This window comes from Dongia sp. P2_B8 (assembly GCF_056404715.1).
The window spans coordinates 360,841-376,192 of the sequence record NZ_JBFUDM010000001.1 but is presented as its reverse complement, the minus strand read 5'-3'; the positions used below and the strand labels follow the sequence as shown (position 1 = coordinate 376,192).

Here is a 15,352-nt window from a genome sequence, read left to right as displayed (position 1 = left end):
TCGTCTACTGCGCGGGCGCTGCGGCGCCGGGTTCAACCGGTGGGACCACCGCCGGATCAGTGGGCACGGCATTTTCTGGTACAGCTTCAGCCGGTGCTGCTTCAGCGGGTGCTGCTTCTGCGGGCGCCGCTTCAGCCGGAGCCGCCTCTGCGGGTGCAGCTTCGGCAGGAGCGGCTTCAGCCGGTGCCGCTTCGACCGGGGCTGCTTCCGCAGGTGCTGCACCTGGTTCAGCCGCCGGCGCTTCTTCGGCCGGGGCAACCGTGGCCGGTGCCGCTTCCGCAGGTACCGCCTCTGCCGGCGCCGCACCAGGTTCAGCAGCCGGTGCTGCCTCAGCAGGAGCGACCTCAGTTGGTGCTACCTCGGCGGGGACGGCATTGGCGGGGGCCGCCGCGCCGGGCTCGGTTGCCGGTTCTGCAGCAGCCGGTGCGGCCGCCGCATCCTTCTTCTTTTTCTTGCTGCCACCCAGAAGATCGCCGACGCCGGGCACCTGATCCAGGAGCCCGCCCGCCGGTGCCGCCGCAGCGCCTGGCTCGCCCGTCGTCGTGGCATTGGTGCCGGTGCCGGTAAGCCCCGGAATGGCGCCGATGCCCGGCAGGTTGAGACCCGGCACCAGGCCGCTGGCAGCGCCAGCGGCGCCTGCCGCCCCATTGCCGGAGAAGGCCGGCGTCGGTCCGTTGACCGGGCCGGTGAGATTGATGCTCATGAAAGCCTGTTCGGCCTGCTGGCCGAAGAGATCGACCAGCATGTTGAGTGCCCAGGCGCCAAGATCGACTTGGCCCTTGGCGGTGCCGCGCGCCTTCGGATTGGCGAAGGCAAAATCCTGCGTATCGAGGACACCTTGGGCGACATTGAACGTGCCGGAAAGCTCGTTGTCGACGCCGGTATAGGAGCCGATGACCCCATTGATACTGTCGGCCACACCCTTCACCTGCTTGACCTTCTGGCCAAGCACGCCAAGCAAAGCCGAGCCTACGGTCTGTTCGACCTTGCCGATGATCATCATCGTGCCGCCGAGATCACCCTTGCCGGTGAGTGAGCGCACGATCGCCGCCTGGCTCTCGCCGGCACCGGTGAGGTCGAGGTTGAGCGAGAGCGGACCCTTGAGCTGATTGCCGGCGATGCCGCCACCCAGCAACTGACCAATCTGGATCTTGTCGACCGCGATCTTGGCGGCGATCTGCGGCGTCGTGCGCGCGTCGACCGAGGTGCCGGACAGATTGAAGGCACCGCCATAGATGTTGCCGGTCAGCGTGCTGATGTTGAGAACACCATCCTTCACCGTGAGCTTGGCCACGATATTGTCGATGCGCTGGTCAGGCATGATCAGCGAATCCGCCTTGAAGTCGACGTCGGCGTCCTGGCCCTTGAGGGCCGAGAGGTCGAGCGGTTCATTGGACCAGGGCGCACCGCCGCTCTTGGTCGTTGTCGTGGCCGGTGCCGCGGACTTGCCGCTGCTTGGCCCCATGAACGGCACCAGATTGACCGTGCCGCCGACGAGGTTCGCCTTGATCATCGGCTTGGCACCCGTGGCGTCGTAGTCGGCATCGCCGGTCAGGCTGGAATCGCCCCATTTGAAATCGAGCCCGCTCACCGCCGCCTTCTTCGTCGTGCCGCTGGCCTTGGCCTGCAGCGCCAGCGGCCCGGCCTTGGCACCCGAGCTCGGCATGTCGGCAAGCGCCAGCAGCTGGGTGAATTCCGGATGATTGGCCTGAAGGGTGATGTCGAAGGCCATCGGATCGGCCTTCGCTTTGATGTTGCCGGCAAGTTTCGCCGTCGCCCCCGCCGCCTGGAGACCGAGATCGAGGTTGAGATCGTCGGCACCACCTTTGAGCACGCCCTTCACAGCGAGCGTGCCCATCGCTTGCGCCTTCGGTCCGGCAAGGCCGGCAAGCTGCAGCAACGGTGCCGGACGGTCGGCGCGGAGGTCGAGCGTGGTATCGACCAAGGGTGTCGCGGAAATCCCGGTAATCTTGCCCGAAAGCTTGCCGGCACCACCGATCCCGCTCATGGCCAGATCGATGTCATAGGCCAGATCGTCCGTGCCGCTTTGCGCGTTGCCCTTGAAGCTCACCGATCCGAGATTGTCGGCAGCCTTCAACTGTGTTGCTTGATCGGCACCGCCGCCACCCAGGGCTACCAATGGCGCCAGCTTGTCGATCTTGATGTCGAACACAGAATTGACGCGCGGGATGCCACCCGCCAGCAGCCCGGCTGCACCACCCTTGGCAGTCCCGTTGAGACCGATGCCGCTCATCTTCATGGCAATGTCATAGGAGACTTCGTCGCCGCCACCGGACGCCTTGCCCTTGAGGTCGAGCGCACCCAGTTTTCCTGCGGGTGCCGCACCCGCCATCTGCGCGAGCTTGCCCGCGTCCTTGGCGGTCACGTCGAAATCGAGATCGAAGCGCGGATTGCCCTTGAGTTCGACAATCTGCCCCTTGACGGCACCCTTGCCGCCCATGAGATCGCCAACCGACAGATCCTCGATGGTCAGCACACCGCCGGCAAGACCGATCAAGGCGTGCAGTTTTTTGACCTGCTGCTCGTTCATGGTGAGCGCACCGGCGCGCAACTCGATATTGGCATCGAGATCGCCCAGCGGCGCCAGGGCCTTCAGCGGATTGCCACCGACATCGGCCGGCTTGCCCGTCGTGGCGGCGGTCGTGGCAGCCGCTTTCTTCGGCATGTAGCCATCCAGATTCATCTGGTCGACCGACAGGCCGACGCCAAACGCCATGCGCTGGCGCTGTTTGCCGTCCGGCAGCGCGACGGTGATACCGCCGGCGATCTTGGTGGAATCAAGTTTGGCCGCGAGGTCGGCAAGCGCCACCTGGGTCGGCGTGAACGTGACGCGGCTGTTGAGCGCAAAGGAACGGAGGCGGTCGCTAGGCACGGAATCGACCGCGCCCTTGGCGAAGGCGTCGATGAGCGCGCGGAGATTGCCGGCATTGAGGTCGAGCCCGCCGGCAAAGGCCGGCTGGCCGTTCTGTGCCTGCAAGGTGCCGCCCAGCTTGACCTTGGTGGCACCCGGCAGCTGCGCCGAAAGCTCCGTGAGGTTGAGTTTGGCATCGGCCAAGGCCGCCACGACCTTCACCTGGTCGATGGCATTGCCCTGGTACACCACTTGATCGACCGTGACCGTGGCATTGGCATTGATAGCGGCCGGCAACGAGAATGTGCCTGGCGCTGCAGCACCCTCGGCACCGGCGGCAGGCGCTGTTTCGGCGGACTCAGCGGCTTTCACCGGCATCAGCTTGTCGAGATCGAGGCGGCCCATGGCGAGATTGGCATCGACCGTGGTGACCTCGCCCATCTTGGCCGAGACCGAACCCTTGGCCGTCATGTCGCCAAGGCTTGCCGTGAAGTTCTTGAGATCGGCGGCACTCTTGCCAGCGACGATGTCGCCATCCAGTGCGAAGCCCTGCGCCAGCGGCCCCTCTTCCGCCTTGCCACCCGACAACACCGCGATCAGCTTGGCCACGGAATCGCCCTTGCCGGTGAGCTTGCCGATGACGATCGGCTGGTCCGCAGTTTCAGCGGCCTTGAGATTGGCATTGCCGGAGAAGCCGATGCTGGCACCGGCCTGTTCGATCTTCAGCGTCAGGTTGATCGGCATCGGCTGCGCGGGATCGAGCCGCCCCACATCGACGTCGAAGCCGACCGGCATACCCATGGCCGTAACGCCACCGGTGGCCTTGAACGGCCCCTGCAGGCTGCCCAGCGACAGATCGACATTGAGATCTTCGACGCGTTGCTCGCTTGCGGTCGTGAGGTCGCGATAGACCAGCGTGCCATCGGTGATGCTGGCGCCTTCGATGGACAGGTCGAACTTGCTGCCGCCACTTTCCGCGCCGACATCGGGTGTCGCCGCTGCGTCGGCCGCAGGCGGGGTGATTTCCCAATTGCCTTTGCCGTCGGGCAACTTCTCCAGCACGATGGTCGGGTTGACCAGTTCGATGCTCTTGATCTCTGCCTTGCCGGAGAGGAGCGGCATCAAGGCGACCTTCACCTTGACCTTGTCGATCTCCGCCATGTTGGCAGCGGAGCCCTCGGCGGCATTGCCGAATTTGATGCCTTCGACCGAGACTGAGGGGATCGGCAGCAAGGACAGCGAGATATCGCCGTCGATCACCAGATCGCGGCCGGTCGCTTCCTTGGCCTTCTCGGCGATCAGCCCCTTATAGCTGTTGAGGTTGATAAAGAATGGGGCGACCAGCAGCAGGACGATGATGACGGCAAGAATGCCGCCGCCGATCTTCAGCGCTTTTTTCATAACCGCAGTCTCCCAGTCTATGGCCGGCAGGGTCCTGGCGATACATTCGGACCGGTCGGCATCTCTATGATGAGGGCCGCTTGAACACAGCCCCGCTTGGCGCCATTATCGCCTTTGGAGTGAAGATGGGGCAAGGTTGGAATATTGCCCCGAAGTGACAGTTCCGTGAGGTCGAATTGGCCGAGATCGTCAATCTCAACCGTTTCAAGAAAGCCAAGGCGCGCGACTCGGAAACCCGCGAGGCTGCGGAAAACCGCGTCCGATTTGGTCGCAGCAAGACCGAAAAGGCCAATGACCGCCGCGAACAGGAACGCCGCGCGCAGCTTCTGGCCGGCAAGGAACTGACGCCCAAGGACGAGAAATAACACTGTGCGGCCAAACCGACTGGAACCGGGCCAACTGGAAGCGGGCCGGCTGGAACGAGGCGGTCAGAAGATGGCCTGCTGCAACAGGGCACCCAGGCCGGCCGCCACAATCATGGCCATGAGCGCCACGACACTCCAGCGTGCAAATGTGCCCCCGGCGCGACTTGCAATGATACTCTTCACCAGGATGCTGGATGCCATGGCGATCAGGATCGCGATCACGCCGCGCATCACGTCCGATTCCCCCGTTACATCACGCGCCACCGACAAGGTGATGGCATCGAGATCGGCAAGGCCCGTGATGGCCGCCAGAACATAGAGCCCAGCCTCGCCGAACTTGTCGCTGAGCAGCTGCTCCAATATCTGGATGACGGTCAGCAGCAATGCGAATTTGATCGCCTGGGTCAGTTCGAACGGGTTGGACAAGGCCATTTCGTCAGATGCCAGCTTGCTGTGCCGCGCGCTGTACCAGATGAAGGCCACGAACCCGGCAGCGACAGCAGCCGCCAGGCCCAGCGGCAGGGCAAGCGCACTGGCCAAGGTCGGCGCCAGCACCGCCGTCAGGATAAGAACCCGGAGAGCCATCACCGCATTGGCAAGAATGGCGCCAGCAGCCAGCATGGGCCCCTGCGCCGGCTTGTCGCCGGCAAGCCGTGCGAATGCGATGGTCGTGGCGGTGGAGGATGCCATGCCACCGAACAGGCCGGTGGCCAGCACCCCCAGGGTCGCCCCCAGCGCGCGGATCGCGAAATAGCCGATGAAGGACAGGCCCGAGATCATCACCACCAGCAGCCAGGTGCTGCGTGGGTTGAAGGCGCCATAGGGGCCGTAACTCTGGTCCGGCAGAACCGGCAGAATGACCAGAGAGATCACCAGAAAGCGGACCGTCGCCTTCAGTTCGGTTTCGGTGAGCTTACCGACCAGGCGGTGTAGGGTCGGCTTCAAATAAAGCAGCGCCACGACGATGACGGCGGAGGCGACCGCGAGTTCGATGGCGCCGGTCGACGCGAGGAGACCTAGCAGCATCGTCGCCAGCGCAGCCACCAGGGTGGTCATGTCCTCGTTGAGCGTGGTGGTGCCGTTCTTGCCGCCGGTGCGGCGATCACCGACCAGCAGAAGGCTAAGCCCCAGCACGGCCGCCGGCGCCAGCCACGGACCCAGCGTGTTTTGCAACGATCCGGCCAGCCCGCCGAAGAGGCCTATAAGGCCGAAGGTCCTGATGCCCATGCGGGCATGATCGTCGGCATCCTGCTTGCGCCACTCGCGCTCCAGGCCGATGAGCAGGCCGATAGCCAACGCCACCACCAGTTCCGTGGCAAGGCGCAAGTCGAACTGACTGAAATCGAAATTCACAGGCGGATCTGCGTTCACGGTCCTAGCTGCGGCGGCGGCGGCGCGGCTTCATACCGAGTGGCAGTCCGGCACCACCAGGCGCAAGTGGACTGGTGCCCGCCGTAAACAGGCTGAGCGGGTTCGGCAGCCGACCAAACATTGCCTGCATTTGCCCTTTGATCTGCGGGATCTTCATCACCTCGCCGATGCGGCGGTCGAGGAACTGCCAGCTTGCTGCCTGCCCCTCGCTCTTGTCACCCAGCCAGTAAAGCAAAGTGGTGGAATAGACCGCGGCCAGCAGCGCACGTTTGGTATAAAAGCTGAAATCAGTCGATTTGTCGCCGATCGCCAGCCAGATCGCATCCACCGTGCCATAGAGCAGCTTCGGCCCCAGCGGCGCATTTTCCGGCAGCAGCAGGAACGACATGCCGGCGCGAATAGCTTCGCGGTGAGGTGCCGCCAGTTCCAGCCGCAGCCGTACCGCGCGCGTGATGCGGTCGCGGATTTTGCCGCCAGCCTGGTCCTCGCGCGCCATCGCGGCGATCATCCGCGCGTCCTGGCGCCGATGGTTGAAGGCCAGCACTTCCGCCATGCCGCCCGGAAAGGCGTTGAGCGCTCGCGGCAGATCAATCCCCGCATCGTCGGCACCGGCGCGCAGCGCCGCATCCGTCCAGCCGTCAAAGGGAACGTGCGGCATGATCGCTTCCACCAGAAGCTCCCGGTCCGCCTGCCAATCGTAAGCCGGCGGCGGGGTCAACGTGGCGCCTTCATCACTGTTTCCCGTGGACACGTCCAAAACTCCAATTCTGCTGCGCCAGTTCTGCCGCATCATTTTTCATATGCCCCATTTTGCCATGGTAGCGCCGGGATAGCCACACCCCCGGATAGCCACGCCCCGGCATCCACCCGAAACGCCACAGAAGAACTTTGTGATCTCGTTCACAGGTGCCGCTAACCGGAACGGCTGGCACGCCGACAGATCGGGCATGGGCAGGACGCCCATACAACCGAAACAAACGACGAGACAGGAGATCATCATGAACAAGCGTTTGACGTTGATTGCCGTGGCCGCCCTGACCGGCTTGGTCGCTTTTGCCAACACAGCCACTGCCGAGAATGACTTCAACTACACCTGCAAGAAGGGTTACGTGACGGTGAAGTCGAAGACCCCCTGCTATGTCGGTGCCTATAGCATCTCTGTACCGGGCAACCATGACGCGGCCGCTGCCGAGCACAGCACGGGCAAGGAGGCACAAGGCAAGAAGGGCGGCGGCGCCAACAAAGGTGGCCCCAAAGACCTCAAGGACAAGCCGAAAGGCGGATTCGACAACAAAGGCCCGAAGGATCTCAAGTCCTGACATCGACCATCGTTATCGGGGCGGCTCGATCGTGGGCCGCCCCGGCTGCCTGTGAGGCCTTCTTGCTGTGAGGCCATCTTGTGAAGCCATTCACAGCCGCCATGCGTCGGCCGCGCTATCTCCTGTCCATGCCAAGCGCAAGAAGCGCGACGGCGAGGGGAATCGACCCCGTTATCGACAGGAGACAAGAACATGAGTTTGCGCATTTCATTGCTCAGCGCCGTCGCAGTGGCGGCCCTCTTCTCACACAATGCCGCCCAGGCCGACGGCTTTCAGTATTCGTCCTGCAGCAAACAGCTGTTCACCGGCCAGCCTTGTGCCGTGAACACCAACGACCGTTCGCCGACGTCGCGCGGCATCCGTGACCAGGACAATGACCATGGCAGCGACAGGAACAAGGACAATGGCAAAGACAACGGCAAGGACAAGGAAGGTCCCGGCGGCGGCAACGGTGGCGGTGGCGGTGGCGGTGGCGGCGGAAATGATGGTGGCGGCGAAGGCGGCGAGCGCGGCAGCTAACGGCTGATCACTGTTTCGCATCACCCATCCAAGCGACGGGCGGCAGAGATGCCGCCCGTTGGCATCTCAGTCTTCCGCTTCCTTGTCCTCGAAGCGGCGCAGTTCTTCGACGAAGCCCAGACTGGTCATATCGCGCATGCGCATCGGATAGAGGATGCCGTCCAGATGATCGCATTCATGTTGGACCACGCGGGCATGAAATCCTTTCGCCTCGCGCTCGATCACACTGCCATTGGGCGCCAGTGCCCGGTAGCGGATATGACTATAGCGCGGCACGGTCCCGGCCAGACCCGGGACTGAGAGGCAGGCTTCCACCCCCTCCACCATGTCCTCGGCAAGCGGCGTGATGACGGGGTTGATGAGGGCAGTAAGCGGAATGCCCGCCGGCGGCTGGCCGTCGATCTGGTCCTCCGCCGCGAGTCTTGCCCCCGGGACATGGAAAATGACCACCCGCAGTGGCACGTGAACCTGCGGTGCTGCCAGCCCGGCGCCACCGATATCGGCCAGCGTATCGATCATGTCGTTGATAAGTTTATGAATTTCCGGATTCGTCGGATCCGCTACCGGATCTGCGACCCGTTTCAGGACCGGATGTCCCATGCGCGCTATTTTAAGGATCGCCATCGCCGTTTCTTTCGCTATTCCCCAGGAATATGGCCATAAAACATGGGTTTAGGAAGGGGTCATCACTTGACCCATTTGTGCGGCAGGGCTTCACAAGCGGAAAAGGCTGTGGTAGAGCATCGCCCGAGACGGGCTTCCAGAGGGACGCCCGAATAAGTCTTTTGTTTTCGTGTTACTCCATTCGGCGAAAGGAGCCGTGGCAAACCGTGCAAGTTCTCGTCCGTGACAACAATGTCGATCAGGCCCTGCGCGCGCTCAAGAAGAAGATGCAGCGCGAGGGAATCTTCCGGGAAATGAAGATGCGTCGTAACTATGAGAAGCCGTCCGAGCGCAAGGCGCGGGAGTCGGCTGAGGCGGTGCGTCGTTACCGGAAGCTGATGCGCAAGCGCATGGAGCGCGAGGGCTTCTAGTCCTTGAGCTTCCAGCTGCCCTCACAGGCGGCTGCTATCGACGAGAGAACGCATTTTGCTATCGCCCTGCCGGTCCTGCCGGCGGGGCGATGACTTTTCAGGATCTGTTGATCCCAGGAAATTCAGGAACGGGGATTCTGGCCACTAACCTTTTGCCTTGACTATTTGTTCTTCTTTTGTTTCACGTGAAACAAAAGGCAATTATCCCCTCGACGTACGGAACGGATTTCCGCTATGATTGAGGAATGGACTGGTCTGGAAAATTTTGGGCAATCATTGTGCTTGTGGCCGGCGTTGTGTGGGCTGCAATGAGTACGACTGTTTCAATTGCTTTACAGAACCTCTGCACGTGGGCTGGCAAGCACGAGGCGTTCTGCAATTCTGATATTGCCCCCGTTATACGGGACTATGTTTTCCTGGCGCCCACTGTTCTGATCGTCGGTGGTCTTTTGTGGCTATTAGGGCCTGTTTTTCGCCGTAACAAGATTCAGGTGGATGCACTTGCACCACAGCCTTATCAGGCAATAGGAACACACCACACAGGCGCTCCGCTCTCCTACTCGCCTGTTATAGATGCGGCCAGACAAGTCAAAGCCGAATCCATTCGTGATGCGTTGGAAAAGATTAAAACGCCGAAGCGCGATGTCTGGCTCTCGGACGCGATATGGCGTGCCTACAAAGGGAAATGGGAGCCTCGCCCCGCCGATCTACCAGAAGATCCGGGCGTTTTTCCGGCGGTACTCGAAATAACAAAACTTATGCGCCAGTACGCATTTGAAGGTCGTTTGGATATATGGGCCAAGGAAAATGGCGATTCATTGTGGAAGATTATTCCGTCGCATTTTTGGGGTGAGCACCAACTGAATTATCTGATGGTATTTCAAGATGCCCCCGAAAGACTTACCGCTGACAGCATTAAGGCTTTTAATTTTGGATCGAACTGGAGAGAGTTTATGACCAGCAAGATTCAGGTGGACGCCATCTGGCGCGATCAAGAGAATAAACAATATGTCTCAAGGTAAGCATCTCAGCCTAGAAGAAGCGCGGAAGCTCAAGAAGCTCGACCGCTTTGCCAAGGATCATCAGTCGGAGGGCGACGCAGAGGCATTTGATGCGCTTCTAGAGGCTATGGCGAAGGGCAAAAAGCCAGCTACAATTAAAAATGAAAAAAGTTAAATATAGAACTACTTTTCAATGATTCTCTTGACAAAGTTCTGTATTTGTCCAATCTAACATCTACAGTTTGAAGACCGAATCTGGTGCTCTTGCGATTGCTTCGAGGTGTTCTATGGCCCACCGCGCGACCGCGATTGCAAATGAGTTCTTGGGGTTGCCCGGCGCAGCCGAAAACATCACTCAAATGCAGTTGCAGAAATTAGCGTATATCGCTCATGGCTGGAATCTGGCGATCAATAATGCGCCATTGATTTCCGAGCCTGTCGAGGCGTGGGATTATGGCCCCGTCTACCGTGATCTATACGACCACACAAAGTTTTTTGGGAAACAGCCTATTGGGCGACAAATTACGCCTGACGACGACGACATGGCGCGGTTTTTTCTTAAAGGAAAAGAGCGCAATACCCCACCGTATCGCTCACAGCTATCAAATGCAGAACGAGCGGTTATCCAGCATGTTTGGCGTCGATATGGATCTCTGAGTGCAATTCAATTGTCTAGCCTGACGCACCAACAGGGCACTCCATGGTTCGAAACATATACGAAAAAGGGTAAGAACAGCGTCATTGATGAGGCCTCAATAAAACGGCACTATGACGAACTTGCCCGCCGAGCCCAAGCCGTCGCTTGATCCTGCTATCATTGAGAAAGCCCCTGTTGATCTAGGATCGCAGGCGGGCAACGCTTTGTCTGCAAGTGATCAAGAATATGTTGAGTTAATCGCCAAGTTATCTGCCAGAGCAAACGCAGCGGAATCCGAGGTTACGCGCCTCGCTTCTGAGAGAACCATAGAAACAGTCAAAGCCAAAATGATGGAGCCGTACGCGGCTAAAGTCTTTTGGTTTGTTGTTGGCTACTGCTTAGTGGTTGCGTTGATTATTGTCGCACATGGACTTCGCTGTTTAGATTTGCCGGAAACACTGCTTGGCATTATCGCCGGAAGCACAGCGGTATCTGTGATTGGCCTGATTGGGATAGTCGTTAGTGGCCTATTTGGTCAGTCAAAGGCCTAAAACGCCGCAAGCAAACGATCAAACATCACATGATGCTGGTGGCGGTTATTCCAGCGGAATTCAAACTCGACCAGATACTTGGGCAGATGCTTGGTTGAGACGTGTATATGCGTGCCACGGATTGACCGCTTAAGGATGGCCCAGAAACCCTCAATTGTGTTTGTGTGAACGTCGCCACGCACGTATTCGTCGGCGCGATGGCTGACGGTGGCGTGGTTGTAAGACTTGCCCAGATCACGATAGGCCGGAGCTTCGTCGGTCGAGATCGTGCTGCCCGCCTGAACCAGGGCTTCGACAATCGGCTCCAAGGTTTCAGTGCGGCTGTTCGGCACAACGGCAGTCACAAGCTCGCCACCACGTTCCACAGCGCCGAACACGATGGCCTTACCGCGCAGGCCCGTACCACGGCCTTCGCCGTCATTGCGACCACCGATGATCGTTTCATCGGCTTCGACGTGACCGGACAGAGTGCCCGTGCCGTCCACATCGCCCATGTACTTGCGGATTTCGTGGGCCATGCGCCACGCTGTCTTGTAGGTCACGCCCAACTGGCGCTGCAGTTCCTTGGCCGGAACGCCATGCCGAGAGGTGGTAAAAAGGTACATGGCATAAAACCACTTCTGCAAAGCCGTGCTAGACTTGGCAAATGGGGTGCCGACCATCGGGTGAACATGATGGCCGCAGTTCGGGCAGCTATAGGCCGGGACTTTGGTAAGACGGGAGAAGTTGCCCTTCTTCCAGCATTTGGGGCATTCAATGGTCTTACCAAAACGAACTTCCATTAGATGATCCAAGCAAGCCGCGTCATCCGGGAAGCGGGCGAAGAACTGTTGGATCGTTAGCGGTTTGGGTTTCATCTTGGCGTCTCCTATATGAGACAATATAAGAACGAAGCTTACGTACGTCAAGGGGATAATCACCAAACAAAACACGTTGGGGAGCGTGGACGTGAACATAGGGATGGATCAGGAGCCGATATGGTTGGCGACGGCCAGTGCCGTCATACGCGAACTCTATGCCTATTGGCGGGCCAGATGTCGCGATGGCCGACCGCCGCGCCGGGCGGATATCGACCCGATCGAGATCCCCAAACTCCTCCCCTACCTCACCATCGTCGAAGTCGTGCCGGACGCGCGGCGCTATGTCTATCGTCTGGTCGGAACACGCGAAGTCGAGGTGCGTGGCAACGATCCCACCGGCAAATCGGTGGCCGAAGCCTTCTATGGGCCATCGGTGGCCGATGGGCACAAATTCTACGACAGGGTCACGGCGACCATGGCGCCGGCCTATGACGATTCCCCCTATATCAGCCAGGATGGCCGCTACAACGACGAAGAGATGATGTTCCTGCCTCTCTCCGAAGACGGTGTTGCGGTGAGCCGCATCCTGGTTATCTGCCGGACCAGCCTGACCGAAGAATTCTCCTGAGCTGCTTCCCGGTTGTTGACCGGCTGGTTGCGTGCCACGATCCCCACTCCATTGGTGGCAGGCACAATGTCCGATCACGACAAAGACGCGACCGCGACACCCCTGGAAGAACCGGGCCTGGAAGAACCGGGGCTGATCGAGCCTGTCTGGCTCGCGAAGGCCGGCCTGCAAGTGCAGCACATGTATCGCTATTGGCGCGCGAAATGGCAGGACGGCCACTTGCCCCGACGCGCCGATCTCGACCCGGTCGACATTCCGCGCCTGCTTTCACATCTCATCCTGGTCGAGGTGGTCGACGATGCCAGACGCTACGTCTATCGCCTGGTCGGCACCAAGGAGGTCGAGATCCGCGGCCGCGATCCTACCGGCCAGTCGGTGATCGAAGGCTTCCTCGGCCCTTCCCTCGAAGACGCCCTCTCCTGGTACGACCGCACGGTCAGCCAGCGGATGCCGCAATACGACAACCGGCCCTATGTCTCGACCGATGGCCGCTGGGTCGGCGATGAAACCTTGTTCCTGCCGCTCTCCGATGACGGGACGCACATCAACCGAATCCTGGTGTTTGCCGCGTCGGCGCCAAATAAGCACCCCTTCCGGAAAACCTAGCGCAGCCAGCTCTCGATCAGCTGAAACGCCAACGGTGCGCAGTCGATCCGCGCCTTGACGCCCAGCGGCAGAACCATCTGCGGATCAGTATGGCCGAAATCCATGTTGGCGATGATCGGCAGGTCAGCGCGGCCGAACTCGTCGCGGATCACCGTGAGTGCTGCCTGCTCGAGGGCCAGCTTGTCGGCATCGCTGTACCGCGCGGCACGGCCCAACAGCAGGCCGGCAACGCGGCCCCACAGTCCCAGCATGCCGTAGCCGCGTAACATCGCCTCGACCGTTTCGACCGACGGCGCTTCCTCGGACGTCTCGAGAAACAGGATCTTGCCGGTCCAGAAATCGGGGGCCGGCCAGAACGGGGTCGCCCGTACCATTTCCAGCACGTCGATGCAGCCGCCGAACAGCGTGCCTTCGACGGTGCCGCGCCCCTGCAGCAGGCGCCAACCTTCGTGCGATTGCGTCTCATTCACCTGCCCCGCCTTGGCCGCATGCCGCCAGTCGGGATAGCCGTCGCTGTACTTGGCATAGGGCTGATAGCGATGCTGATCCGCCGGCACGAACAGCATCTCGCGGAGATGGATCGCGTATTCCGGCATCGCTGCCATCTGCGCAATGCCCGCCATGACCGACGGTCCATGCAAGGTCACAAGCCCCTGCAGATTGCAGAAGACGTGCACGGTCGTGGTGTCGGAGTAACCCAGCAGGATCTTCGGATTGGCCGCGATCACCGCTGGATCGAGGTATGGCAGAATCCGCACACTGTCATTGCCGCCGATGGAGGCGATGACGGCCTTGATGTCGGGATCCGCAAAGGCGCGGTTGATATCGGCGGCGCGCAACTCCGGATGTGCAGCGAGTTCCACCGCCGGCATGCGTGCCGTCGGATATTCGACAACGCGCAGACCCCAGGCCTGCAGCAGGGCAATGCCCAGATCGTAGATATGCGGAAACACGCTCGGCCCGCCCCAGGACGGCGAGACGATGGCAACGGCGTCATCGATGTGCAGACGTTCCGGCTTGCGGTAGATCATCGCACAAGATTGTCAGGTCTCGCCGCCGTGAACAAGCCCGTGCCGAGGCCGGCAAAGGTCTCGAACATGCGCCGCTGCAGCCAGGGAAGATGATCGATCCAGGGCATGGCCATATCCCGCAGATCGGCCAGCAGCCTTGCATCCGATTGAAAGAGCGGCGTGAGCACGCGGCTCATCATCTGATAAAAGCGGATATGCCGCCCGCGCGCATCGGCGTAGGCCGCCTGTGCCGTCGGCAGGTCCACGCTGCGCCCCAGGGCGTCGGTCAAGGCAGCAGCATCCAGCATCGCCATGGTGACACCGGCCCCCAATTGCGGGCTGGTCGAATGGGCCGCATCGCCGATGAAGACGATACCGGCCGCAAACGGATTGCGTAGTGTGAACTGCGCATAGCGCGCCAGGGCGAATGGCGAAAAATCCGAGACACCCGCCAGCAGCGCTGCGGCTTCCGGCCAAATCGCCGCCACCCGATCGCGCCAGGGTTCGAAGCCGGCCTTAAGCAAAGTCGGATGATCTTCCGGCTTCAGGCTCCAGAACAGCGTAACCAGCGGCGTCTCTTTGTCCGGCAGGTGACCAACCGGCAATACGCCGACCATGTGCCGGGCGGCGACATAGCGTTGCAGCAGCATGTCGCGGGCAAAGCCGGTGTTGGGCAGGCTCGCCCAGATGGCGCCGTAACGATAGGGACTGGGCGGATTTACTGCGCCGGTCATGCGGCGGAGATGCGAATTGACGCCGCTTGCATCAACAACGAGATCGGCTGCCGGCAAAGCGCGGCCATCCTGGCTCACTGGCCGCACGCGCCCACCGGCCAACGGAATGACATCGGTGATCTCAGTGCCCGTCTCCAGCACGATTCCGCGCTGCCGCGCTGCCTTCAACAGGACGGCAAAGATAGAGGCGCGGTGGATGCCAAGACCGAAGAGCGCACCAGGCAGCTTCTGATAGTCGACTTCAACCAATTGCCGCCAGTCGGGCGCTGTCCATCCGCGGAAGCGCGTGATGCGACTCCCCAATGCTTCCACCTCAGTACGGCAGCCGATGCGCTCCAGCGCCAGCAGGCCGGCCGGTTGCAGCATGAGCCCGGCACCCACCGGCCGTGCTTCAGCGAAGCGTTCGTAGATGATGGGCCGGTGACCCGCATCGGCCAAAAAACAAGCGGCTGCGAGACCTGCCGGTCCGCAGCCGCTGATGGCAATTTCAAGACGTTGCAAGGC

At 60.9% G+C, this 15,352-nt stretch carries 17 protein-coding genes; 10 read left to right on the top strand and 7 right to left on the bottom strand.

What is annotated here, in order from left to right; genetic code table 11:
* Window positions 1–4: 4 nt before the first annotated feature.
* Window positions 5–4,273 (bottom strand): AsmA family protein, encoded by a 4,269-nt coding sequence (locus AC1DWZ_RS01635; RefSeq protein ID WP_477167116.1) that lies wholly within the window; start codon window positions 4,271–4,273, stop codon window positions 5–7.
* A 176-nt stretch (window positions 4,274–4,449) separates the two neighbouring features.
* On the opposite strand from AC1DWZ_RS01635, the gene AC1DWZ_RS01630 reads away from it, so the two are divergent.
* Window positions 4,450–4,638 (top strand): DUF4169 family protein, encoded by a 189-nt coding sequence (locus AC1DWZ_RS01630; RefSeq protein ID WP_477167115.1) that lies wholly within the window; start codon window positions 4,450–4,452, stop codon window positions 4,636–4,638.
* Between the two features lie 63 nt (window positions 4,639–4,701).
* On the opposite strand, the gene AC1DWZ_RS01625 is transcribed toward AC1DWZ_RS01630, so the two are convergent.
* Complete coding sequence (locus tag AC1DWZ_RS01625) at window positions 4,702–6,009, bottom strand: MgtC/SapB family protein (RefSeq protein ID WP_477167114.1); 1,308 nt, start codon at window positions 6,007–6,009, stop codon at window positions 4,702–4,704.
* Window positions 6,010–6,013: 4 nt separating this feature from the next.
* Window positions 6,014–6,760 carry a COQ9 family protein gene (locus tag AC1DWZ_RS01620; protein ID WP_477167113.1) on the bottom strand — a complete coding sequence of 249 codons (747 nt, stop codon included), beginning with the start codon at window positions 6,758–6,760 and terminating at the stop codon, window positions 6,014–6,016.
* Window positions 6,761–7,007: 247 nt separating this feature from the next.
* Between AC1DWZ_RS01620 and AC1DWZ_RS01615 the strand changes: the two genes are divergently transcribed.
* Both AC1DWZ_RS01615 and AC1DWZ_RS01610 read left to right on the top strand, forming a co-directional pair.
* Complete coding sequence (locus AC1DWZ_RS01615) at window positions 7,008–7,328, top strand: hypothetical protein (protein ID WP_477167112.1); 321 nt, start codon at window positions 7,008–7,010, stop codon at window positions 7,326–7,328.
* Between the two features lie 192 nt (window positions 7,329–7,520).
* The gene (locus AC1DWZ_RS01610) at window positions 7,521–7,847 is read left to right on the top strand and encodes a hypothetical protein (RefSeq protein ID WP_477167111.1); all 327 of its coding nucleotides are present in this window, start codon (window positions 7,521–7,523) and stop codon (window positions 7,845–7,847) included.
* Window positions 7,848–7,913: 66 nt separating this feature from the next.
* Here the strand turns inward: AC1DWZ_RS01610 and AC1DWZ_RS01605 are convergent, their stop codons facing one another.
* Window positions 7,914–8,471, bottom strand: a complete 558-nt coding sequence (locus tag AC1DWZ_RS01605) for a peptide deformylase (RefSeq protein WP_477167110.1) — start codon at window positions 8,469–8,471, stop codon at window positions 7,914–7,916.
* A gap of 206 nt (window positions 8,472–8,677) precedes the next feature.
* On the opposite strand from AC1DWZ_RS01605, the gene rpsU reads away from it, so the two are divergent.
* The 5 genes from rpsU (at window position 8,678) to AC1DWZ_RS01580 (ending at window position 11,070) form a co-directional block, all read left to right on the top strand.
* A complete protein-coding gene (rpsU, locus tag AC1DWZ_RS01600) occupies window positions 8,678–8,881 on the top strand; it encodes a 30S ribosomal protein S21 (RefSeq protein ID WP_298685845.1) in 204 nt (67 codons plus the stop codon).
* A 245-nt stretch (window positions 8,882–9,126) separates the two neighbouring features.
* Window positions 9,127–9,903 (top strand): hypothetical protein, encoded by a 777-nt coding sequence (locus AC1DWZ_RS01595; RefSeq protein ID WP_477167109.1) that lies wholly within the window; start codon window positions 9,127–9,129, stop codon window positions 9,901–9,903.
* The gene (locus AC1DWZ_RS01590; RefSeq protein ID WP_477167108.1) at window positions 9,890–10,057 is read left to right on the top strand and encodes a hypothetical protein; all 168 of its coding nucleotides are present in this window, start codon (window positions 9,890–9,892) and stop codon (window positions 10,055–10,057) included. Before AC1DWZ_RS01595 ends, AC1DWZ_RS01590 begins: the two co-directional genes overlap by 14 nt.
* A gap of 112 nt (window positions 10,058–10,169) precedes the next feature.
* A complete protein-coding gene (locus tag AC1DWZ_RS01585; RefSeq protein ID WP_477167107.1) occupies window positions 10,170–10,688 on the top strand; it encodes a Panacea domain-containing protein in 519 nt (172 codons plus the stop codon).
* Window positions 10,651–11,070, top strand: a complete 420-nt coding sequence (locus AC1DWZ_RS01580) for a hypothetical protein (RefSeq protein ID WP_477167106.1) — start codon at window positions 10,651–10,653, stop codon at window positions 11,068–11,070. Before AC1DWZ_RS01585 ends, AC1DWZ_RS01580 begins: the two co-directional genes overlap by 38 nt.
* On the opposite strand, the gene AC1DWZ_RS01575 is transcribed toward AC1DWZ_RS01580, so the two are convergent.
* Window positions 11,067–11,927, bottom strand: coding sequence for an IS1595 family transposase (locus AC1DWZ_RS01575; protein WP_477167105.1), 861 nt, complete (start codon window positions 11,925–11,927; stop codon window positions 11,067–11,069). The two genes, AC1DWZ_RS01580 and AC1DWZ_RS01575, sit on opposite strands and share 4 nt — an antisense overlap.
* A 124-nt stretch (window positions 11,928–12,051) precedes the next feature.
* Here AC1DWZ_RS01575 and AC1DWZ_RS01570 point away from each other — a divergent pair, with 124 nt between their 5' ends.
* Together AC1DWZ_RS01570 and AC1DWZ_RS01565 are read left to right on the top strand one after the other, a co-directional pair.
* Window positions 12,052–12,498, top strand: a complete 447-nt coding sequence (locus tag AC1DWZ_RS01570; RefSeq protein ID WP_477167104.1) for a PAS domain-containing protein — start codon at window positions 12,052–12,054, stop codon at window positions 12,496–12,498.
* 66 nt (window positions 12,499–12,564) lie between these two features.
* The gene (locus AC1DWZ_RS01565; RefSeq protein WP_477167103.1) at window positions 12,565–13,104 is read left to right on the top strand and encodes a PAS domain-containing protein; all 540 of its coding nucleotides are present in this window, start codon (window positions 12,565–12,567) and stop codon (window positions 13,102–13,104) included.
* Here the strand turns inward: AC1DWZ_RS01565 and AC1DWZ_RS01560 are convergent.
* Complete coding sequence (locus tag AC1DWZ_RS01560) at window positions 13,101–14,135, bottom strand: S66 family peptidase (RefSeq protein WP_477167102.1); 1,035 nt, start codon at window positions 14,133–14,135, stop codon at window positions 13,101–13,103. The two genes, AC1DWZ_RS01565 and AC1DWZ_RS01560, sit on opposite strands and share 4 nt — an antisense overlap.
* Window positions 14,132–15,349 (bottom strand): FAD-dependent oxidoreductase, encoded by a 1,218-nt coding sequence (locus AC1DWZ_RS01555; RefSeq protein WP_477167101.1) that lies wholly within the window; start codon window positions 15,347–15,349, stop codon window positions 14,132–14,134. The genes AC1DWZ_RS01560 and AC1DWZ_RS01555 overlap by 4 nt, the downstream gene beginning before the upstream one ends.
* Window positions 15,350–15,352: the final 3 nt, after the last annotated feature.